Here is a 20313-nt window from a genome sequence, read left to right on the forward strand (position 1 = left end):
TATGCTTGCATGGCGAAAGGTTTTGATCTGGAGCGGTGCCTCCTGAAAGTCCTTCGCCATGCAAGCATAGCTCCTACGGCCTCAATAACCGACTCGTCATATGATTCTCGCGTTTGACTACGGCACACACAAAATCGGCGTGGCCAGCGGCAACAGCCTGCTGGGTACAGCCACGCCGTTAAAAGCCCTGCCCTGCAAGAACACTCAACCCAACTGGGACGACATTGCTGCCTTGTTGAAAGAGTGGGAGCCGGAAGGGCTGGTGGTGGGGCTGCCGTTGAACATGGATGGCAGTGAAAGCGAATCCACGGCACGGGCAAAGAAATTTGCCAATCGTCTGAAAGGCCGTTTTGGCATGAAAGTCTGGTTGGTGGATGAACGCTTGAGTACCCGCGAAGCGCGGGAGCGAACCGGAATTCGTCAGGCGGATAGCCGGGTGGATTCCATGGCGGCGGTGATCATTGCCGAAGGGTTTTTGAGTGAGGGTGGCGAAGCGTTGCGATAAAAAAACGCCAGCGCGAAGCTGGCGTTTTTCGTTATCACTGCATTACTGTCTGATCCCTTCCACCGAGATAATGATGTCCACGGTTTCCGATGCCGGACCCAGGTCGTAGGTGATGCCGAAGTCCGCCAGTTTCAGGGTGGTGGAGGCTTCCAGGCCCATGCGGTAGCCGCCCCAGGGATCATCGCCGTAGCCCAGCAGTTTGGCGTCCAGGGTGACCGGTTTGGTGACGCCGTGAAGGGTGAAGTCGCCGGTAATCTTGGCGGTTTTTTCACCGGTTTTTTCAATCTTGGTGCTCTTGAAGGTGGCGATGGGGTATTCGTCCACGTCCAGGAAGTCGTCACCGCGCAGGTGCTTGTCGCGCTCGGCGTGGTTGCTGTCCAGGCTGGCGACCTGAATGGTGGCTTGCACGCTGCTGTTTTCCGGGTTGTCGGCGTCTACGGTGAAGCTGCCGTCGAAATCGTTAAAGCGGCCGTACAGCCAGCTGTAGCCCAGGTGGGAGATCTTGAACATGACGAACTGGTGGGCGCCTTTTTTATCGAAGGCATAGGTGCCACCGGGTTTATCGGCAAACGCCATGCTGCTGAGCAGCAGTGCCAGGGCGGGAATGGTGATCTTCTTTGCTAGCGTCAACATAAGCATCGAACTCCGTTTGGGTTAATGGTTGTCAGGGTTTCGGGATGCCATGCCCAGCATGCGGCGCAGGGTATCGTCCCGATCAAGCAGGTGGTGTTTGAGTGCGGCCAGGGCATGCACGCTGGCCAGTATGATGATTGCCCAGGTGGCGATTTCGTGAATGTCGCCGGCGGTGTCTTCCAGGCCTTTCTGGTCACCGGTGATGGAGGGCACCGCAAACCAGTCAAACACATCAATAGCCGAGCCGTCGGCGCTGGTGATCAGATAGCCGCTGATCATGGCGGTGAAAAGCAGCAGGTAAAGGGCCCAGTGAGTCAGGTGCGCGCTGATGCGTTCCCAGGGTTGATGGCTGGCAAGGGCTTTCGGGGGCGGAGATACCAGCCGCCACAGCAACCGGAAAGACATGACCAGAAACAGCAGGATGCCCACGCTGCGATGCATATGCGGGGCGCTACGGTACCAGTCGTCGTAGTAAGTGAGATCGACCATGTACAGGCCCAGGGCAAACAGGCTCACCACCGTAATGGCCACCAGCCAGTGCAGCATGATGGTGATGAGGCCGAACCGTTGTGAGTCGTTGCGTAGATGCATCCCTGTACCCTACCCGTTCTTCCTGATGGTTGGAGTGTTGCCCGCCAGACGGGTTCCGCTCTTTACAAAACTTACCGTCACCTTGCAGCGTATTGCCATCTTGCGGCGCACTGGCGGTGACTGCCATCCCAAAAAACTGAACGGTTTGATCGGATCATTGGTGCCGCCCTGGCCGGGCTGTGCGGGCCGCTTTAGGAAAGAGTATGGGGCCCATACGGGGCTTGAGGCTTTATTCTTGAGCAAACAGGCGCCATGCTTGGTCATTCGCCATGCGAACATGGCGCCTACAGTAAAGATAATCTTCTGGAGAGCCCCTTGAGCTGGGACGAACAACAACTGCAGACACATCTGGGTGCCATGGCCCGGGCCATCACCGAGCAATACGGTGAGCGCGCCCCGCTGCTGGTGGGGATCGAGTCCGGTGGGGCCTGGGTGGCCCGGGCACTGAACGCGATGTTGGCCAAGCCGCTACCGTTGGGGACCCTGAATCCGGCTTTCTACCGGGATGACTTTGATACCCGTGGGCTCAAGCGCACGGTCTCGCCGTCGAAGCTGCCTTTCGAGGTGGACGGGCAGCATATTCTGCTGGTGGACGACGTGCTCATGACCGGCCGCACCATTCGTGCCGCCATGAACGAATTGTTCGATTTCGGGCGTCCGGCCTCCATCGGCCTGGTGGTGCTGTTCGATATCGGTCACCGGGAATTGCCAATTCGTGCCGATATCTGTGGTGAAACTTTGGCATTGCCCCCCCATCAGCGGGTAGAATTACGCGGGCCCGCCCCCCTTGTGGCGGAGATACGAGAGACAAGGCCTGAAGAATGACGCTTGCGCCATCCTCCCGCGTACAACTCACCGACGACGGTAAGTTACGCCATTTCCTGACCACCGAGCACCTGCCCCGCTCTTTACTGGAAGATATTCTCGATACCGCCGCCAGCTTTGTGGATGTGGGTGGCCGGTCCATCAAGAAGGTGCCGCTGCTGCGCGGCAAGACAGTGGTCAATCTGTTCTTCGAATCCAGCACCCGTACCCGCAGTACCTTCGAGCTGGCGGCCCAGCGCCTCAGTGCCGACGTGCTCAACCTGGACATTGCCAAATCCGCCACCAGCAAGGGCGAAACCCTGCTCGATACCCTGCGCAACCTGGAAGCCATGGCCGCGGACATGTTCGTGGTGCGCCACCAGGATTCCGGCGCGCCCTTCTTCATCGCCAACGAAGTGACCCCGGATGTGGCGGTGATCAATGCCGGTGACGGGCGCCATGCCCACCCCACCCAGGCCATGCTCGACATGTACACCATCCGCCACTACAAGGGCGGTTTCGAGGGGCTCAAGGTCGCCATCGTCGGCGATATTCTCCACTCTCGGGTGGCCCGCTCACAGGTACACGCCCTGAACATCCTGGGTGCCGAGGAAGTGCGGCTCATTGGCCCGAAAACGCTGTTGCCGGTGGATGCCCAGGGGCTGGGGGCCACCGTGTTCACGGATATGGGCCAGGGCCTGAAGGATGTGGATGTGGTGATCATGCTGCGCCTGCAGAAGGAGCGCATGGATTCCGCCCTGTTGCCCAGCGAGAGTGAATTCTTCCGCCTTTACGGCCTCAACAACGAAAAACTGCAGCTGGCCAAACCGGATGCCATCGTCATGCATCCCGGGCCCATCAACCGGGGCGTGGAAATTGCCTCGGAAGTGGCAGACGGCCCGCGCTCGGTGATCCTCAACCAGGTGACCTTCGGTATCGCGGTGCGCATGGCGGTCATGTCCATGGCCATCAGCGGCCAGGAAAGCAGTGCCCAGGGCCGCACGGGAGGTGAGCGTGGCCAGTAGCAAGAAAGCCAATATCCTGATTCGCAAGGGCCGGGTGATCGATCCGGCCAATGGTCGCGACGAAGTTGCCGACCTGCTGATTGAAAATGGCCGTCTGGTGCGCATCGGTGCCAGCCTGGATGCCCCCGGCGCCGATATCGTGGACGCGGAAGGCCACTGGGTGTTGCCCGGGCTGGTAGACGCCTGTGTGCACCTGTCCCTGCCGGGCAGCGGTCGCAGTGGCGACATTGCCAGCGAAACCCGCGCCGCCGCCGCGGGTGGTATTACTCACCTGGTGGCCCAGCCGGACTGCGGACCGGTGGATTCCACCGCCGTGGTGAGGCTGATCCGCGAGCAGGCCGGCCAAGCCGGATTCGCGCGCATCATGCCCATTGCCGCCATGACCCAGGGTCTGGCCGGCGACCAGCTGGCGGAAATGGCCACCCTGGCCAAGGCAGGGTGTATTGCCGTGGGCAATGCGGGCCGCAAGGTCGCCAGCGCCCTGGTGCTGAAGCGTTCCCTGGAATATGCCTCCACCTTCGATTTGCCGGTGATGTTCCGGCCCCAGGATTCGGCGCTGAGCGCTGGCGGCTGTGCCCACGAAGGGGCCGTGGCCACCCGTCTGGGGTTGCCGGGGATTCCGGCGGTGGCGGAGAGCGTGGACCTGTCCCGGGACCTGCTGCTGGTGGAAGCCACCGGTGTGCGTGCCCATTTCCAGCAGATATCCAGTGCTGACTCCCTGCGTTTACTGCGCGCCGCCAAGCGTCGCGGCCTGCCGGTGACGGCGGACGTGAGCATTCAGCACCTGCTGCTGGATGAATCGGCCCTGGAAGGGTTCAACAGCCACTGCCACGTGATCCCGCCCCTGCGCAGTGCGGCGGATCGCGAGGCCCTGCTGGAGGCGGTGGCCGACGGTACCATTGATGCCATCTGCTCCCAGCACACCCCCATTGGTTCTTCCAGCAAGGCGGCCCCTTTCCCGGCCACCAAGCCGGGCATGGCCGGGCTGGATACCCTGCTTGGACTGGTGCTGCAACTGGTGGACGACGGCAAGCTGGCACTGCCCCGGGCCCTGGATGCGGTGACGGCCGCCCCCGCCCGTTGCCTGGGCATCCTGGCCGGCCAATTGGAAACCGGCCGCCCGGCCAGCCTGTGCGTGCTGGATGCCAGCGCCGAAAAGGATTACGCCGAACACTGGCTGTCCGCCGGCAACAACTCTCCCTGGCGCCGCGCTGTGCTCAAGGGCAACGTGAAGCTGACGGTGTGTCAGGGCAAGGTGAGTTGGCTGACGGACTAAGCAATGAATAGTTAATAATGAATAATTAATAGCGACGCGATATCGCGTTATTTGTCTCCAGACGCAAGAGGCCGCGCCAATACTTTGGGCGCGGCCTCTGACGTTTGGAAACCCGCAAAACCAGATCGCGAGTTATTCATTATTAACTATTAATTATTCATTGATCTGGAACACCTCCGCCCGCAACGCCTCCTCCCCAATCACGCCGGGAGCCAGGCGCCAGCGTCCCTGGCTATCTTCGAAGACCAAGGCGGGGGTGCCCTGCAGGCCCAAACCGATCATCAATGCCGTGTTGTTGTGGATCTGGCTGCGGATGGCGTCGGGGACCCGTTCCAGCGGGCGGATGCCGCCGTCGTCATAGTGCCCTTCGTGTTCAGCCAGTGCCGCCGCCGGATCCGGGGCGGCGAGGATGGCGCCTCCCTGGGTAAAGCTGCGCTTCGGGTGGATCAGGCCGACGATGATATGGCGTACCTGAAGGGAGTTGTCCGGATGCTGGATCAGTGGCTGCATGTTTTCCCAAAGCTCGGCGCAATAGGGGCAGGCCATGTCGGTGAACACATACGCCACCCGCTGGGGAGGGTCGGCACCCTCCGCCACCCAGCTGCTGCTTTCCAGTCGTGCCAGCAGGCTGTCCATGTCTGCCTGCGCGCCCACGGCGGAGAGGGGAAGCAGCAAGGACAGTAGCAGGGTGAGCAATTTCATGGGTGGGGACCATCCAGATGGTGGGTAAGAAAGTGATGCAGACTGGCCCGGGACAGCGGGCCAAAGTGGCGGGCCAGTTCGTTGCCGTCCTCATCAAAGAGTAGTGTCAGCGGCAAACCGCCGTTACCGGCATGGTGACCCAGCGCCATCTGCGGGTCCAGCAGGGGCAGGTCGAAATGGAGTTCGGCCCGGATCAGGTAATCCCGCACTGCCTGGGCGGTTTCCCCCTGATTGGCGAGGACAAAACGGACGTGGGGGTAGCGCGTTTGCGCCTCGGCCAGTATCGGCATTTCTCGCCGGCAGGGGGGACACCAGGTGGCCCAGAGGTTGATCAGGGTCGGCCCCTGGGTCAGCGGCTTGAGAGGAACCGGAGTGCCCTGCAGGTTCTCCAGGGTGATTTCCGGCAGTGGCGCTGCGTCAGGGGTCATGCTGTGAAGTGCGGTGAGAGAGAGCCCCATGGCGACCATTGCCGCGGCGGTGCTGGAGAGTAACGCCAGCCGCAGTGCCGGACGTCGCCACAGACACAGGCCGAAAACGGGCAGGGCTGCCAGGGCCCCAGGCCACCACCAGCCGCCATCACGGATATCTGCCATGGCCATCAGGCCGGCGTACTGATCGGGGTAACGCAACACGAATGCCAGACGAGCCCCAGCCAGGGCAGCCAGGGTAATCAGCCATAGCCATTTTTCCACTGGCTTGCCACGCCATTGCCACCAGATGCTGGCCAGCACGGCGGCGGAGAAAGTGATCAAAGCCACAACCGTGCCCGCCGGCAATGCCAGCGGGCCGATCAGGATAGCATCCAATGCAGGGCCTCTTTGCCTGTGTGGGACTCCCTGTCAGCCAGGGTAACGTTGAAACATTTCAGCAACGGCCTTGCGGATCCGGTCGCTGCGACGCTCACTGCTCATTTCGTCATAGAGGCGGTCACGGCTGGTTGCCTGCCAGACCACGTTGTTGGTGGCGGGCTCAATCATTTGTACCACCAACTTGTATTCCTCAGTGATGTCGCCTTCCACCGGGGTGGTGGTGCCCACCCCCACATTATTGCGGCTGAAGCCGAAACCAAACTGCAGCACCGAGCCGTCATACCGCTGTTCACGTTTGAAGTAGTGTTTCACGTGCACATCGGCCTGTTCGGAGGCGGCGGGCGTCAGGCCCTGTTCAGCCAGGGCACTTTTCAGGGCGTTACGAGCCCGTTGGTCGTCCAGTTCCCGGGGCTGATCCTCGTTCTGTTCCACAAAGGCGTAGCTACGGTACTGGTTCAGGCTCGCGCCTTCCTGGCTATCGATAACCACCGGGCTGACGCAGGCGCCAAGGACCAGACAGAGTGATAGGAAAAACCAGCGCATGATGCTTCTCCCGGTTGGAATGAATGCCTCCCATTATCACAGGGGAGCGGCAGGATACCGTGAAATAGCCGCCCCGGCAGACAGGCTCCGGGGCGTAGCTGCCTTCAGCTTGATAAGTATGACCGTTCTGTGGGCGAAGGGTTCAGCGGTCAGGCCGGCAATGCCTGTTCCAGCCGTGGCCACAGGCCGGTTTCGTTGGCGGCTTCACGGAAAGCCTGCTGGTCCTGCGGGGGCTGGCGCTGATAGACACGGCCGATATCGCGGAGCATGTCCGGGGCGTCCACCACGCTGACGGCGGTGGCGATGGCCTGCCAGCCGTTGCGGGTATCGCGGGCAGCGTCCAGGAATGCCTGCAGCAGGTCACCGCCGTCGCGCAGGCTGATTTCCACCACGGTCTGCAGGCCTTCGCGGTGAAAGCGGCGGGCAAAATCCAGCAGCAAGTCTGTCTTGCCGGATTTGGCCGCGTTACGCATCAACGCCTCAATCACCGAGGGGTTATGACTGCTGGGCAGTTTTGCCATCATGTTGCGTTCGTCGTCGCCGAGGAACTGTGCCAGGTCCAGAATCAGATCCCACTGTCCGCTCTGGTGGGCCGCCTGCACCACGGCTTCCGCCACCTCTTCGCCCTGGCGCAGGGCGGTGTGGGCGACCACTTCCTGATAGTCCCGTTGCATGGCTTTTACCAGAGGCAGGGTTTCTTCCAGCAGGTTCTTGCTGACGGCCGCATTCACCAGATCGGTAATCACGCTGTTATTGCGAAGAGCGGGCAGGTTGACGATCTTGCGATGGTAGCGGGGGTTGATGACGGACAAGGCGCGCAGCACCGGCCCCCACAATTGTTGGCGGTGGGCCACACCCACCAGGGAATCCAGGGTGCGTTCATCTTGCTCGGCCATGATGTTGCCGAGCCGGCTTTTCAGTTCTCCCTCCACATGGTCGATTACCCAGATGGCCTTGGGCCAAAGATCGATATTCTCGGTGCCGGAACGCACGATACTGGCCAGTCGGCTGTTATCAATCATGCGGATCACGTTACTGAGCTGGGTGGTGTTTTCCATGTAGAAGGCAATGTTCAACAATGCACCATCGTCCTTCACTGCATTCACCACTTCACGGATAGAGGGCGCAGACAGTGCGTCGGCGAAGCGGCCCAACAGCAGGAACTGTTTTTCCTGAATTTGTTTCAGTGCCACCTCGCGGATGGTCTCGGCCGGCAGGCGTCGAATAATTTCACGAATCTTGCGCGGGTCTGCCTGTGCGGCAATCTCGCCGAGGAAATCCGGGGTCAGCCGCCGGGCAACCTTTACGGCGAAGTAAGGATCCATTTCCCCGACCAGGCGAGCGGCCATTTTGGCGCCCACGGCATAAGCCAGCTTCGCCAGTTGCTTGATGGAAAGCCAGCGGGTCCAGCTTGCCAGGTGCTGAAAGCCATTGCGGTGCTGGTCATACATTTCCTGTTCAATATGTTCACGCAGGGCACGCAGGTTGTTGGTGCCGGCGTCTGCAAGCGCCTGCCAGGTGGCGTCGTTGAGGGTCAGATACTGTTCAAGCTTTTCCAGCTCAATCTGGATTTCCAGGTTCGTGGTCAGGTCGTTCATGTAGGCATCCTTGGTGCGGAACTAGCGAAGGGCGCTGCGGGCAATACTACGCAGCCAGAGTGGCAAGGCCTGAACGCCGGTATCAATGGCTTTGTTCAGGCGACTCTTTTCGCTTTCCAGGTAATCATCCACCGCCCGGTCAAGATCCTGGGTTACCGGCTCAGGCAAATAGGAAAGAAATCCCACCCGCTGATGCATACGTTCGATGGCATCCTTGTTATTCATGATCGATCCTGTTTTTTGTTTGCCGATTCAGGGTGTGCCGTCATCGTAAAATCCCTGTGGAGAACCGATTCGGGAAAACACCGTCATTGCACTGTATCAAACGAGAGCAAACAGAAAGTACACATAACATTAAGCAACTGTGGCATTTTTGTATCGACATTCTTGCCAACATTGTTGACCCCCCGAAACAGTGATACTTAATGACGTTATCACTGAAGGAATCGATAGCGGTTGGGAACGGGCCTGCCATGGAGGCGATGTTGGCTGGAGAAAACAGGAAGAAAAATACGTCGGCCAGAACCCCCTGGGCCGGGCGACTCGTTCGGCAAATGCGACAGGCTGTGGCGCGGGCGCCGGGCGGGCACTATGTGCTGGATCAGGCACGTGCTGTCGAGGATGTGTTGTTCGAAGATTTACAGTTGCGACTGGGTGGCATGGATAGCCGTTATTATCTGCCCGGCCCGGCCGGGACCTCATCCGCTGAGGGAGACGGCCCGGACAGATCCCTGCAGTCGCGCTTTGCCGCCCTGGCAGATCAGTCCCTGGAACAGACCCCGGATAGCGCCATGAACCGGGTTTATGGCCGTATCGTTAACCAGCTTCTCCCCGACGAAGTCCGCATCCTGACGGCCATGTCGGATGGCTCGGATATTGCCATCAGTCATTTGCTGGCTCGGGGAGGTCGTTTCAAAAGCAGCGAGCACCGGGTGATGGCATTTCTCAGTCGCGTGGGAAACGAAAGTGGTGTGATGCTGGCGGAAGCGGTGCCCCATTACCTTGCCCATCTGTTTTCCCTGGGGCTGCTCGATGGTGGCCCGGAAGACACGACCCAGACCGCAAAATATGAGGCCATAGAGAATGGTTCGGAGGTGCGTGCCGCCTGCGAAATGATGCGTAAGGAATCACGGCTTCGACCCGTCTTTATTCGCGAAACCGCACACCTTTCCGCTTTCGGCAAGGCATTCTGGACGGCCTGCTCCGGATAACAACCCGTATCTGAAAGCGTATGGAGTTGTTCAGAAACTCCTAAAAGAAGAACGAAAAGCGAGGAATAATGGAAGCGTATATTAACGAGTTTACCGACAATATCTGGTTGTACTTGTCCATGCCATTGATCAGCGCTTTGGTGGGTTATGCAACCAATGTCATTGCCATCAAGATGATGTTTTATCCGGTGGAATTTTTTGGCAAGCCTCCTCTTCTGGGCTGGCAGGGCATTATTCCTCGCCGGGCTGCCAAGATGGCGGCGATCTCTGTAGACACTATCACCACGCACCTGATTACCCAGGAAGAGATTTTTGACCGTCTCGATCCGGATAGGGTGGCCGGTGAGCTGGAGCCGGTGCTCAACAATATGATCGAAGACGTGGTGGATTCCATCATGGGTCAGCACGAGCCAGGCCTGTGGGAATCGCTGCCGGAGATGGTGAAGAAACAGATCTACAAAAGAGTAAAGAAAGAAGCGCCTGGCCTGATTTCCGACATCATGAAACAGATCAAGATCAACATCGCACAGATGTATGATCTTGAGGACATGGTGATCACCAATCTGACCAAGGACAAGTCACTACTGAACCGTATTTTCCAGGAAGTGGGCGCGGCGGAGTTCAAGTTTATCGGGCGTTCCGGGCTCTACTTTGGCGGCATTTTCGGTACCTTCCAGATGATTGCCTGGATTTTCTACAAGGGTTCCTGGTTGCTGCCGGTTTTCGGTCTGGCGGTGGGCTATGCCACCAACTGGATTGCCCTGCAGATGATTTTCAATCCCAAGGAGTTGATGCGTTTTGGCCCGTTCAATGTGCAGGGCCTGTTTATGAAGCGTCAGGATGAGGTGGCGCGGGATTATGGTCGTCTGGTTTCCTCCTATGTGCTGACGCCGGCCAATATTATTGAAGGGATTCTCAAGGGGCCGTATTCGGACAAGGTGTTTGCCATGATCGGCAAACACGTACAAAAAGCGGTGGATGAGCAAACCAGTTTTGCCAAGCCGTTTGTTACCTTTGCCGTGGGTACCCAGAACTATCGGGACATGAAGGAATGTGCCGTGTCGGAGTTGGTAAGCCGGTTACCGGAAACGCTCAAGCATATTGAAAACTATGCCAACGATGCGCTGGATCTGGAAAACACGCTCTCTACCCGTTTGCAGAGTCTCAAACCGCAAGAGTTTGAAAGCATGTTGCGCCCGGCATTTGAACAGGACGAATGGATTCTGATTGCGGTGGGTGCGTTCCTTGGCTTCCTGGTCGGTGTCTTCCAGTTGCTGGTAATGTTTTCCTGAGACTGTCCTGGAGTCGGCAATGTCCTTGTTAATGATTGTCTGGATCCTGTTGTGTGTGCTGTGCTTCGCCGCTGGGCTGGTGTGGTCATGGCGACGGGCCCGTCGCCGTATGCGTGCCCGCGTGGAGCAGGTGGTGGATGAGGAAGTTCGCCAGCAGGTCGCCCGGGAAGTATTGCGTCATTTGCAGGATGGCCCCGCGCACAGTAATGGCAAGGGGGAGCCCTGATTCATGCAGGTTACCATTCGAAAGTCGTTTGTTATTGGTGCGGGAGTTCTGTTGATCATCGCGCTGGCCATAGGTGCCTACCTGGCTTGGTGGGTGTGGAAAAATCTGGGTGCAGAATTATTGTTACGTGATCAACAGGCCAGTGTGGTGGTGCCTGAGCCCATGTCAGTGGGCATCGATATTCTCGATGATCTGGATATCGTCATTGATACGGTGATCGATACCACGGTGCCCATCGATCAGACCCTGACTCTGCCGGTCAAGGAAACCCTGGATGTGCAGGTGGGCTTCGATAATGCGGTGCCCATCAAGATGAATGTCCCGCTGAAAGATACCATCAAGCTGGATCAGATTATTCCGGTGGACGGCGAGGTGCGTGCCCGGGTGTTGGGCAAGTGGATCACCGTGCCGATCAAGGGCGAGCTACCGGTGAAAGCGGATGTGCCCATTGATGTGAACGTGCCGGTGGATCAGCTGGTCAAATTGCAATTCAACGCCCCCGCCAAGGTGGATATTCTCGAAGACCTTTCCGTACCACTGAAGGCAGATATCAAAACATCCATTCCCCTGAAAAGTGCCATGCAGGTGCCGGTGCGTTCCCGGCTGCGCGCCAGCGCCACCATCCTGGAACCCGCGGACGCCCTGATTGCCGAGATGGATCTGAAATTGCCACTGCGGGAAGTGGGCCTGTCGTTTGTCAAGGACGGCAAATCTGCCACGGCTGATGAGGGTGGCATGACCCCGCCCCGCGGGGAGCAGCCTTGATGGGCCGTTGGGTGCTATGGGGCTGGGTGTCACTTGCGGTTATTGTGACAGGGCTGTTTCTGGGTTTTGTGCTCTACAGCCGTATCGTCATCGGTGTGGGCCTGCAGGAACAGTTCGCACTGCTGAAATTGCCGGAAAGCCTGATCGTGCAGACCCGGGCGGAGGAGGACGCGGCAATTACCCTGCAAGGGCGGGTGGAAGTGGATGTGCCGTTCAAGCACCAGGCCCTGCCGTTACCCCTGCGTGGCACCTACAAGGCCAATCTGGCGCTGGATACCATGGTGCCCCTGCGCATGACCATCGAGTATCAGGACGTGATATCCATCGACACCACCGTGGCCATCGAAGGGGATACCAAACTGATAGCCGACTGGCTGCCGCGCATTCCCCTGGAGGGTGAGCTGCCCTTGAAGCTGGATGTGCCGGTGTCCCTGAAAGTGCCGGTGGATACCCGTATCCGGTTTGTGTACGACGGGCCGGTGCAGGTGGGGTTCGACCAGACCATTCGACCGCCGGTGGATACAACCCTTCATACAGCCATCAATCTGGATGAGGAAATCAGCGCACCGATCACCAATGTGTTCGAGGCCCGGGTGATCCCCGATAACCGGGCGTTGCCCATTATCCTTACGGATACCGGTTTGACCTTGCCGCTGGAGAATCTTCGGGTTCGTCCCATGGCGTCCCGGGTGCAAGACGAGACACCCTAGCCGGGATTGGTGGGCCTGGAACGATCAGGACACGGTGACCCCGGGACAGGGCACCGCAGCGGCCTCGCGAATCCGCTCGCCCAGGTAACGGGCGGCTTGCCCGGCGTACTGCCCATCCGCATAAATCAGATGCAGGTCCACCAGCCGTTCAACCCCCTCTTTCAAGGGCAGCACCTTCAGTGCCCCGGTTTCCAGGCCGTCGCCGATCTCGGCCTCGGGGACCCAGGCAAACCCCAGGCCCCGGCGAATGGCGGCGATACGGGTGGACGGGTGTGACACGGTCCAGCGTTGCTCAGCGCCCAGCCAGCCGGAGTCGATGCGGCGGCTGCCGGAATCACGGATCACGATTTGCCGATGCTGGCGAAGATCCTCATGGGTGAGGCTGTCGGCCTGGTTGAGTGGATGGTCTGCTGCGGCCACCGCCACAAAGCGCACCCGCATCAGTGGATCACCGAAGAACCCCGGCGGTACCCGCCCGCCGATCACCACATCCGCCTCCTTGCGTAGCAGGGCTTCATCGGAGCCGGACAGCACGGTCTCGGTGTACTCCACGCGGGTCAGCGGGCTGTGCTGGGCGAACGCATCCAGGGCCGAGAGCATGCAGTGTTGCGGGAACAGGGCGTCAGCGGCCACGCGTACCAGCGGCTCCCAGCCCTGGCTGAGCTGGATGGCGGCACTCTCGATCCGGTTGGCCTCCTCCACCAGCACCTTGGCCTGGCGATACAGCATCTGGCCGGTTTCCGTCAGCCTGGCCCGCCGCCCTTCCAGGGCAAAGGCGCGGACCCCCAGCTCGGTCTCGATTTTCTGCACCGCATAGCTGATGGCGGACTGGCTCTTGTCCAGGGCCTCGGCGGCGCTGGCGTAACCGCCCTCATCCACTACCGCAATCAGGGCTTGCCACTGATCCAGACTGATTTTCGCTGACATATCGAATTACCTGAGCTAAACGTGCAAATTTATCCGGTTTTATATCGCATTTGCTGAATCCAGAATAGCCCTACAGTTAGCAAACAGCGTTCGGCCGTTGCCGACACAGTCATTACAAGGAGTTGGGGTCATGAATATTCTGGTCATCAAAAGCAGCGTCTTCGGCGATAACGGCAATTCTTCCACTCTGGTCAACGAGCAGGTGGAGCGTCTGAAGGCCCAGCACCCGGAAGCGACCGTGGTAGTGCGTGACCTGTCTGCAGAGCCGATTCCGCATCTGGACGGCGAGCGGGTTGGCGCCTTTTTTACCCCGGCGGATCAGCGCACTGACGAGCAACAGACAGTGGAAGACTTTTCCCAGGCGCTGATCGCGGAGCTCAAGGCTGCGGATCATGTGGTGCTCGGTCTGCCCATGTATAACTTCGGCATTCCCAGCCAGCTGAAGAGCTGGATCGATCATGTGGCCCGCGCCGGCATCACTTTCCGCTATACGGAAAATGGCCCGCAGGGATTGCTGGATGACAAGCCGGTCACCGTACTGGCCGCCCGTGGCGGGCTATATGCCGGTACCGAGAACGATACGGTGACACCGTACATCAAACTGTTCTTCGGCTTTGTGGGTATCACCGATGTGTCGTTCGTGTTTGCGGAAGGTCTGAACATGGGTGATGAGAGCAAAGAGAAAGCCATGAGCGAAGCCCGGGCTGCGCTGCAGTGATCCAGGTTGCAGGAGCTATGCTTGCATGGCGAACTTGCCAAGGCACGGCTCCTGCGGTGAGACGGTAATTCTGCAACAAGGAGACAATCATGGGACTGCTGGTTGATGGCAAATGGCAGGACAAGTGGTACGACACCAAGAGTACCGGTGGGCGTTTCAAGCGTTCCGAAAGTCAGTTCCGCAACTGGGTGACGGCGGATGGCAGCGCTGGCCCCAGTGGCGACAGTGGCTTTCAGGCAGAAAGTGGCCGCTATCACCTGTACGTGTCCTACGCCTGTCCCTGGGCACACCGCACGTTAATCGTGCGGGCGCTGAAAGGGCTCCAGGAACATATCAGCGTATCCGTGGTGCATCCGCACATGCTGGAGAACGGCTGGGAACTGCGCGATGACTTTGACGGCGCCACCGGCGATGGGCTCTATGGCTTCAGCAAGCTGTATGAGTTGTACCTGAAGGCCGATGCCAGCTACACCGGTCGCGTCACGGTTCCGGTGCTGTGGGACAAGCAGCGCGAAACCATCGTCAGCAATGAGTCCGCAGAAATTATTCGCATGCTCAATACCAGCTTTGACGGGTTGGCGGCGGTGCCGGGGAATTTCTATCCCGAAGCGTTGCAGGCGGAAATCGATGCCATTAACGACCCGGTCTATAACCACGTGAACAATGGCGTCTACAAGGCCGGTTTTGCTACCAGTCAGCAGGCCTATGATGAAGCGGTGGTGACGCTTTTCGAGCAGCTGGATGCTCTCGAGCAACGACTGGGCAAGCAGCGTTATCTGGTGGGTAACACCCTCACCGAAGCGGACATTCGCTTATGGACGACCCTGGTGCGCTTTGATCCGGTGTATGTCACCCACTTCAAGTGTGACAAAAAACGCATTGCCGATTATCCGAACCTGAACGGATTTTTGAAAGAGATTTACCAGCTGCCCGGTGTGGCCGAAACCGTGAATATGGCGCATATCCGCCACCACTATTTCCGCAGCCATCCGACCATCAACCCCCACGGGGTTATTTCCATCGGGCCAGAGCTGGATTGGGATTCGCCCCACGGCCGTGAACGGCTCGGGGAAAGAGAGATTATCAACCAGTGACGAGGGGCGAGTAACGAGAAGCGAGTTTCGAAAATCAAAATCGGTTTCGCTCTTCGCAACTCGTAACTCGACACTGCTACATCAGGAGGTTCCCATGGAACGCACAATTCTCAACACCATTCGCGCGCTGGATACATCCGACGGTGCCGGTGTTCGCCTGAAGCGGGCGCTGGGCTACAACCCCATGGTGCGGCTGGATCCCTTTCTGATGCTGGACGCTTTCTCCTCCGATAATCCGGATGATTACATTGCCGGCTTCCCGCCGCACCCGCACCGGGGCTTTGAAACGGTGACCTACCTGATGGAAGGCCACATGAAGCACCGTGACCATCTGGGTAACGAAGGGAATCTGCAGCAGGGTGGTGTGCAATGGATGACCGCGGGCCGCGGCATTATCCACGAGGAAATGCCACAACAGCAGGATGGTCTGTTGCGGGGTTTTCAGCTGTGGATCAACCTGCCGGCAGCGGAAAAAATGAAAGCGGCCGGTTACCGGGACATTGCCGATAACGAGATCCCGCGTCTGGACTTGTCCAGTGGAGGCCAGATCAAGGCCATCGCCGGGGAAGTGATCATCGGCAATCAGGTGATCAGCGGGCCGGTAAAAGGCGGTAGCACCGATCCACTTTACCTGGACGTGAAATTGCGTGCGGGTGAAAGGGTGACGGTGCCGCTGACACAGGGTTACAACGCTTTCCTGTATCTGTTCGAAGGTGAGGTCAGCGTGGCGGATGAGGCGGTCAAGAGCGACCATCTGGCGACCTTCACTGACGGTGACAGGGTCACTCTGGTGGCCGGAGAACACGGTGCCAGATTGCTGCTACTGGCGGGCAAACCCATTGGCGAGCCCATTGCCCAGTACGGCCCGTTCGTGATGAATACCCAAGACGAAATCAACCAGGCCCTGAGTGATTATCGCGACGGCACCCTGACCGCCGAACCGTCGTTGTTATAACGATGTCCTGGAAGCGAGTGGCGAGTAACGGGTTTTGAAAGGCAACACCTCTATGGGGTTAAGGCTTTCGCGACTCGCAACTCGCTTCTCGCTCTTTCTTTTCTAGCGTGACGCGATCACCCAGACCGCATGCACGATGCCGGGGATGTAGCCGAGAATGGTCAGCACAATGTTGATCCAGAAATGCTTGCCGATCCCCTCCTGGAGAAATACGCCCAGTGGCGGAAGCAGGATGGCGATAAGAATGCGTAACAGGTCCATGCGTCTCTCCTTGAGTCCGAAAGTCTCACTGTAAGATCATTCTTTCATGGCGTCTGCTAAAAAATACAAACTGCAGCACAGATTGCGTTGCTGACACCGTTAATTTCCGCGAAGCTGGTCGTTATTACGATATCCGGGAAAGGAGAGACAGTATGAAAGTTCTGGCCATAGCTGGCAGCTTGCGGGAAAAATCCTATAACCGTGGTCTGGTGCGCGCCGCCCGGGCATTGGCGCCGGCGGGCATGGAAATCATCGAAGCGGATATCAGCGATATTCCACTTTATAACGGTGATGACGATGGTGACACCCAACCTGCTCCAGTGCTGGCTCTGGCGGAAAAGGTAAAAGAAGCGGATGCCCTGTTGTTTGCCACGCCGGAATACAATTACTCCATCCCCGGGGTGCTGAAGAATGCCATTGACTGGATGTCACGCGTGCCGGGCGGCATCTTTGCCGGCAAGCCCGCTGCCATCATGGGGGCCTCCATGGGCGGCATGGGGACCAGCCGCAGCCAGTACCACCTGCGTCAGGTGCTGGTGTTTCTGGATGTACATCCGCTCAACAAGCCGGAAGTGTTCGTCTCCGCCGCCCATGAGAAATGTGATGGCAATGGCGATCTGCAGGATGAAAAAACCAGAGAAATGATCGGCAAGCAATTGGAGGCACTTAAGGTCTGGGCGGAGCGGCTCGGCGAATAATTAAGGTCGTTGGAGCCTTGCTTGCAAGGCGAAGCTTTCAGAGCGGGGCGACGGGGGTGTCTCTTCACCTTGCAAGCAAGGCTCCAACGCGGTTCCTAGAGTTGGCTTTCTCGCCGAATCCATTTGGTGACATCCGGCGCCTGATAATCCGCGAAGCTGTCCAGCAGCACTGTCGGGGTATCGTGAACCTGAAGCAGGCCTCTGTGTTCCTGGCGCAGAAAGCCCTGGCTGACGGCATGGTCGAGGAAAGTGATTAGGTGGTCGTAATAGCCGTTGATGTTCAGCAGGGCGCAAGGTTTGTGGTGAAAGCCCAGTTGCGCCCAGGTCAGAATTTCAAAAATTTCTTCCAGCGTACCCATGCCGCCGGGCAAGGCGATAAAGCCGTCAGAGCAATCGGCCATGGCCGCTTTGCGCTCATGCATGGAACCGACTACACGCAATTCGGTGAGATGGTCGTTGCCGATTTCCTTGCGCATTAAGGCATCGGGAATAATGCCGATCACCTCACCGCCCCGTTGCATGACCGCATTGGCGATGGCGCCCATGACACCGACGCTGGCGCCACCATAAACGAGTCCCAGCCCGCGCTTTACCAGTTCGTCGGCCAGATCTTCAGCGGCGGTGATGTAGTCGTTCCCCTCACCGGGGCTGGAGCCGCAATAGACGCAGATTCTTTTCATGGATATTCACCTGATCCCTGCGACGCTCCTACGGCGGGGTATTTAAAAGTATCACTCATCCCGCCACCGCCGTGGGTTTGCTCACCAACCGCTCCGCCGGGAAATGACAGGTGAAGACGCTCCCCTTGCCCAGCTGACTCTTGATTTCCAGTTTGCCGTTATGACGGATCATCACATGTTTGACGATGGCCAGGCCCAGGCCGGTACCGCCGGTCTCGGTGACGCGGCTGTTGTCCGGGCGGTAGAAGCGTTCGGTGAGACGCGGGATATGCGCCGGGTCGATGCCGACACCGTTATCACTCACCGCCAGGTGTGCGCCACGCTCATCCTGCCACCAGTGAATACGGATCTGGCCACCGGCGGGGGTGTACTTGACCGCATTGGTGATCAGATTGCCGAAGGCGCTCTCCAGCTCCGCCGGGTTGGCAATCAGGCGGGCTTCTTCGGGCACGTCCAGCTCAATGCTGTGGCCCTTGTCGGCGCTGATCGCCAGGGCATTTTCGCGCATGCGCTTGAGCATGCCGTGGACAGGGACCGCCTGGCTGAGATTGTCCGCATTGGTGCCCTCCAGCCGTGCCAGCAACAGCAGGTCCGAGACCAGGGCTTCCATACGGTTGGACTGGTTGTCCATCTGGGTGAGGGCCCGCCGTAACCGGGACTGTTCCTCCGGCACCGTGTCCAGCAGGGTTTCCAGGTAGCCCTTGAGCACGGTCAGTGGGGTTTTCAGTTCGTGGCTCACGTTGGCCACGAAATCCTTGCGCATCTGTTCCAGATGATGGATCCGGGTGACATCCCTGGCCATCATCAACTGCTCGCCCACCCCAAATTCGGTAATGCGAAATTGCAGGATGCGGTTGTCGTCCACCGGCGAGGGAATCTCCAGCGCCTCGCGGAAATCCCCCTTGCTCAGGTATTCGGTGAATTTCGGATGGCGCACCAGGTTGGTCAGCGGCTGGCCCAGATCCTGGCGGGCGTTGAACCCCATGTAGCGTTCCGCAGCCTGGTTCCAGTATTCCAGGTAGCCGTGCTGGTCAATCAGAATGACCACATCTTCCAGGGCATTCACCGATTGCTGGGCACGGTGAATGATGCCCTGCAGATTTTCCTGGGCGCGGCGTTCTTTCTGGAAAAGGTGCTCAAGGCGGGTGTAGAACTCCCCCCACAGCCCGATGCTGTCCGGGGGTTCGGTGTGGTCATCGCGCACCAGCCAGCTGTACAGACCAAACAGCTGCCGGGTGCTCCAGATGATGTAGCCCAGCAGACCGACCACCAGTGGCCAGATGTGGCCCACTGCCAGCGCTGCCGCAACGGACAGCAGGATCAAGCCGACTATGCGATTTACTTCCTTGGCCAGACTGGCTTTCATGATCTCGCTTCCACCGCCCCGTTGCGGCTACGTGGGTGCATTCACCGTCACCGATCCGCATTGCATCACCTCTGGGGATTGCGCGCAACGCGCCATGCGGACCGGATCGCTTCAGCTTGCCTTGGCGGATTTTACCGAAAAACGGTAGCCAGTGCCGCGGACTGTCTGGATAAAGCGGTCGTAGCCGAAGGGGGACAGGGCCTTGCGCAGCCGGCGGATATGCACATCGATGGTGCGGTCTTCCACATAGACATTGGCGCCCCACACCTGATCCAGCAGCTGGGTCCGCGAATAGGCCCGCTCCTGGTGGCTCATGAAGAATTCCAGCAGACGGTACTCCGTGGGCCCCATGTCCACCGGCTCATCGTCGGCGCTGATGCGATGGCTCACCGGATCCAGGCACAGGCCTTCCACTTCGATGGCCTTGTCTGCCGCGGTGCTGGAAGCACGCCGCAGCACGGCCTTGATGCGGGAGATCAGTTCGCGGGTGGAAAACGGCTTGGTGATGTAGTCGTCGGCGCCCACATCCAGCCCCTGGATCTTGTTGTCCTCTTCGCTCTTGGCGGTAAGCATGATGATGGGGATTTCGTTGGTGGTCTCATCACGCTTGAGGCGGCGGGCCAGCTCGATACCGGTAACCGACGGCAGCATCCAGTCCAGCAACACCAGATCCGGGCGTTCATCGACAATAATTTCGTGGCCTCGCTGGGCGTTTTCCGCCTCCAGCACATCAAAATCGGCCAGCTCCAGCGCAACGGCCACCATTTCCCGAATGGCGGGTTCGTCGTCAACAATCAGAATACGGTTACGGGACATGGCTTTCCTTCCTTGCCTGTCTGTCTGTGTTGCCCTATTAGATTGCTTTTTTGTGACATCTGTATGACAAATTGGGCGGAAACGGGCGAAAAAGCAAGGGGGGGAAGC

Annotated in this window: 25 protein-coding genes; 13 read left to right on the forward strand and 12 right to left on the reverse strand. The window is 58.9% G+C overall.

Annotation, left to right across the window (positions count from 1 at the left end; translation table 11 throughout):
- Nucleotides 1–100: 100 nt before the first annotated feature.
- A complete protein-coding gene (ruvX, locus tag A0251_RS02065; protein ID WP_062815161.1) occupies nucleotides 101–505 on the forward strand; it encodes a Holliday junction resolvase RuvX in 405 nt (134 codons plus the stop codon).
- Between the two features lie 42 nt (nucleotides 506–547).
- Here the strand turns inward: ruvX and A0251_RS02070 are convergent, their stop codons facing one another.
- Nucleotides 548–1138 carry a YceI family protein gene (locus A0251_RS02070; RefSeq protein WP_062815486.1) on the reverse strand — a complete coding sequence of 197 codons (591 nt, stop codon included), beginning with the start codon at nucleotides 1136–1138 and terminating at the stop codon, nucleotides 548–550.
- 21 nt (nucleotides 1139–1159) lie between these two features.
- Nucleotides 1160–1729, reverse strand: a complete 570-nt coding sequence (locus tag A0251_RS02075; protein WP_062815162.1) for a cytochrome b — start codon at nucleotides 1727–1729, stop codon at nucleotides 1160–1162.
- 315 nt (nucleotides 1730–2044) lie between these two features.
- Between A0251_RS02075 and pyrR the strand changes: the two genes are divergently transcribed.
- From pyrR to A0251_RS02090, 3 genes are read left to right on the forward strand one after another with little or no spacing between them, the layout of a single operon-like run.
- Entirely contained in the window at nucleotides 2045–2554 is a 510-nt protein-coding gene (gene pyrR / locus A0251_RS02080; protein ID WP_231874138.1) for a bifunctional pyr operon transcriptional regulator/uracil phosphoribosyltransferase PyrR, read from the forward strand.
- Nucleotides 2551–3558, forward strand: a complete 1008-nt coding sequence (locus A0251_RS02085) for an aspartate carbamoyltransferase catalytic subunit (protein WP_062815164.1) — start codon at nucleotides 2551–2553, stop codon at nucleotides 3556–3558. The genes pyrR and A0251_RS02085 overlap by 4 nt, the downstream gene beginning before the upstream one ends.
- Complete coding sequence (locus tag A0251_RS02090) at nucleotides 3548–4834, forward strand: dihydroorotase (RefSeq protein ID WP_103917242.1); 1287 nt, start codon at nucleotides 3548–3550, stop codon at nucleotides 4832–4834. Before A0251_RS02085 ends, A0251_RS02090 begins: the two co-directional genes overlap by 11 nt.
- A gap of 153 nt (nucleotides 4835–4987) precedes the next feature.
- Here A0251_RS02090 and dsbG read toward each other — a convergent pair whose 3' ends face one another.
- The 5 genes from dsbG to A0251_RS02115 all read right to left on the reverse strand — a co-directional run bounded on the left by dsbG (nucleotide 4988) and on the right by A0251_RS02115 (nucleotide 8711).
- Complete coding sequence (gene dsbG / locus A0251_RS02095) at nucleotides 4988–5536, reverse strand: thiol:disulfide interchange protein DsbG (protein WP_062815165.1); 549 nt, start codon at nucleotides 5534–5536, stop codon at nucleotides 4988–4990.
- Nucleotides 5533–6342: a TlpA disulfide reductase family protein gene (locus A0251_RS02100; protein ID WP_062815166.1), complete on the reverse strand. Its 810-nt coding sequence runs from the start codon at nucleotides 6340–6342 to the stop codon at nucleotides 5533–5535. Before A0251_RS02100 ends, dsbG begins: the two co-directional genes overlap by 4 nt.
- A gap of 33 nt (nucleotides 6343–6375) precedes the next feature.
- Nucleotides 6376–6888: a DUF4136 domain-containing protein gene (locus tag A0251_RS02105; protein WP_062815167.1), complete on the reverse strand. Its 513-nt coding sequence runs from the start codon at nucleotides 6886–6888 to the stop codon at nucleotides 6376–6378.
- 149 nt (nucleotides 6889–7037) lie between these two features.
- Nucleotides 7038–8486, reverse strand: coding sequence for a hypothetical protein (locus tag A0251_RS02110; protein WP_062815168.1), 1449 nt, complete (start codon nucleotides 8484–8486; stop codon nucleotides 7038–7040).
- Between the two features lie 21 nt (nucleotides 8487–8507).
- Entirely contained in the window at nucleotides 8508–8711 is a 204-nt protein-coding gene (locus tag A0251_RS02115; protein ID WP_062815169.1) for a hypothetical protein, read from the reverse strand.
- A gap of 329 nt (nucleotides 8712–9040) precedes the next feature.
- On the opposite strand from A0251_RS02115, the gene A0251_RS02120 reads away from it, so the two are divergent.
- From A0251_RS02120 to A0251_RS02140, 5 genes are all read left to right on the forward strand, one after another.
- A complete protein-coding gene (locus A0251_RS02120; protein WP_062815170.1) occupies nucleotides 9041–9697 on the forward strand; it encodes an Abi-alpha family protein in 657 nt (218 codons plus the stop codon).
- Nucleotides 9698–9765: 68 nt separating this feature from the next.
- A complete protein-coding gene (locus tag A0251_RS02125; protein WP_062815171.1) occupies nucleotides 9766–10989 on the forward strand; it encodes a DUF445 family protein in 1224 nt (407 codons plus the stop codon).
- Nucleotides 10990–11008: 19 nt separating this feature from the next.
- The gene (locus tag A0251_RS02130; protein ID WP_062815172.1) at nucleotides 11009–11215 is read left to right on the forward strand and encodes a hypothetical protein; all 207 of its coding nucleotides are present in this window, start codon (nucleotides 11009–11011) and stop codon (nucleotides 11213–11215) included.
- A 3-nt stretch (nucleotides 11216–11218) separates the two neighbouring features.
- The gene (locus A0251_RS02135; protein WP_062815173.1) at nucleotides 11219–11980 is read left to right on the forward strand and encodes a hypothetical protein; all 762 of its coding nucleotides are present in this window, start codon (nucleotides 11219–11221) and stop codon (nucleotides 11978–11980) included.
- Nucleotides 11980–12690, forward strand: a complete 711-nt coding sequence (locus tag A0251_RS02140) for a hypothetical protein (RefSeq protein WP_062815174.1) — start codon at nucleotides 11980–11982, stop codon at nucleotides 12688–12690. Before A0251_RS02135 ends, A0251_RS02140 begins: the two co-directional genes overlap by 1 nt.
- A 24-nt stretch (nucleotides 12691–12714) precedes the next feature.
- On the opposite strand, the gene A0251_RS02145 is transcribed toward A0251_RS02140, so the two are convergent.
- Complete coding sequence (locus A0251_RS02145) at nucleotides 12715–13617, reverse strand: LysR family transcriptional regulator (protein ID WP_062815175.1); 903 nt, start codon at nucleotides 13615–13617, stop codon at nucleotides 12715–12717.
- Nucleotides 13618–13747: 130 nt separating this feature from the next.
- Here A0251_RS02145 and A0251_RS02150 point away from each other — a divergent pair, with 130 nt between their 5' ends.
- From A0251_RS02150 to A0251_RS02160, 3 genes are all read left to right on the forward strand, one after another.
- Nucleotides 13748–14335: an FMN-dependent NADH-azoreductase gene (locus A0251_RS02150; RefSeq protein ID WP_062815176.1), complete on the forward strand. Its 588-nt coding sequence runs from the start codon at nucleotides 13748–13750 to the stop codon at nucleotides 14333–14335.
- Between the two features lie 89 nt (nucleotides 14336–14424).
- A complete protein-coding gene (locus tag A0251_RS02155; RefSeq protein ID WP_062815177.1) occupies nucleotides 14425–15429 on the forward strand; it encodes a glutathione S-transferase family protein in 1005 nt (334 codons plus the stop codon).
- 94 nt (nucleotides 15430–15523) lie between these two features.
- Complete coding sequence (locus A0251_RS02160; RefSeq protein ID WP_062815178.1) at nucleotides 15524–16384, forward strand: pirin family protein; 861 nt, start codon at nucleotides 15524–15526, stop codon at nucleotides 16382–16384.
- A 102-nt stretch (nucleotides 16385–16486) separates the two neighbouring features.
- Here A0251_RS02160 and A0251_RS17115 read toward each other — a convergent pair whose 3' ends face one another.
- The gene (locus A0251_RS17115) at nucleotides 16487–16645 is read right to left on the reverse strand and encodes a YqaE/Pmp3 family membrane protein (RefSeq protein ID WP_035245841.1); all 159 of its coding nucleotides are present in this window, start codon (nucleotides 16643–16645) and stop codon (nucleotides 16487–16489) included.
- Nucleotides 16646–16797: 152 nt separating this feature from the next.
- On the opposite strand from A0251_RS17115, the gene A0251_RS02165 reads away from it, so the two are divergent.
- A complete protein-coding gene (locus A0251_RS02165) occupies nucleotides 16798–17343 on the forward strand; it encodes an NADPH-dependent FMN reductase (protein WP_062815179.1) in 546 nt (181 codons plus the stop codon).
- 95 nt (nucleotides 17344–17438) lie between these two features.
- Here A0251_RS02165 and A0251_RS02170 read toward each other — a convergent pair whose 3' ends face one another.
- The 3 genes from A0251_RS02170 to phoB form a co-directional block, all read right to left on the reverse strand.
- The gene (locus A0251_RS02170) at nucleotides 17439–18023 is read right to left on the reverse strand and encodes a TIGR00730 family Rossman fold protein (RefSeq protein WP_062815180.1); all 585 of its coding nucleotides are present in this window, start codon (nucleotides 18021–18023) and stop codon (nucleotides 17439–17441) included.
- A gap of 55 nt (nucleotides 18024–18078) precedes the next feature.
- Nucleotides 18079–19389, reverse strand: a complete 1311-nt coding sequence (gene phoR, locus A0251_RS02175) for a phosphate regulon sensor histidine kinase PhoR (RefSeq protein WP_062815181.1) — start codon at nucleotides 19387–19389, stop codon at nucleotides 18079–18081.
- A gap of 111 nt (nucleotides 19390–19500) precedes the next feature.
- The gene (gene phoB / locus A0251_RS02180; protein ID WP_062815182.1) at nucleotides 19501–20205 is read right to left on the reverse strand and encodes a phosphate regulon transcriptional regulator PhoB; all 705 of its coding nucleotides are present in this window, start codon (nucleotides 20203–20205) and stop codon (nucleotides 19501–19503) included.
- Between the last annotated feature and the right edge of the window lie 108 nt (nucleotides 20206–20313).

The organism is Alcanivorax sp. NBRC 102024 (assembly GCF_001602235.1).
In the GTDB taxonomy this organism is placed as follows: Bacteria; Pseudomonadota; Gammaproteobacteria; order Pseudomonadales; family Alcanivoracaceae; genus Alcanivorax.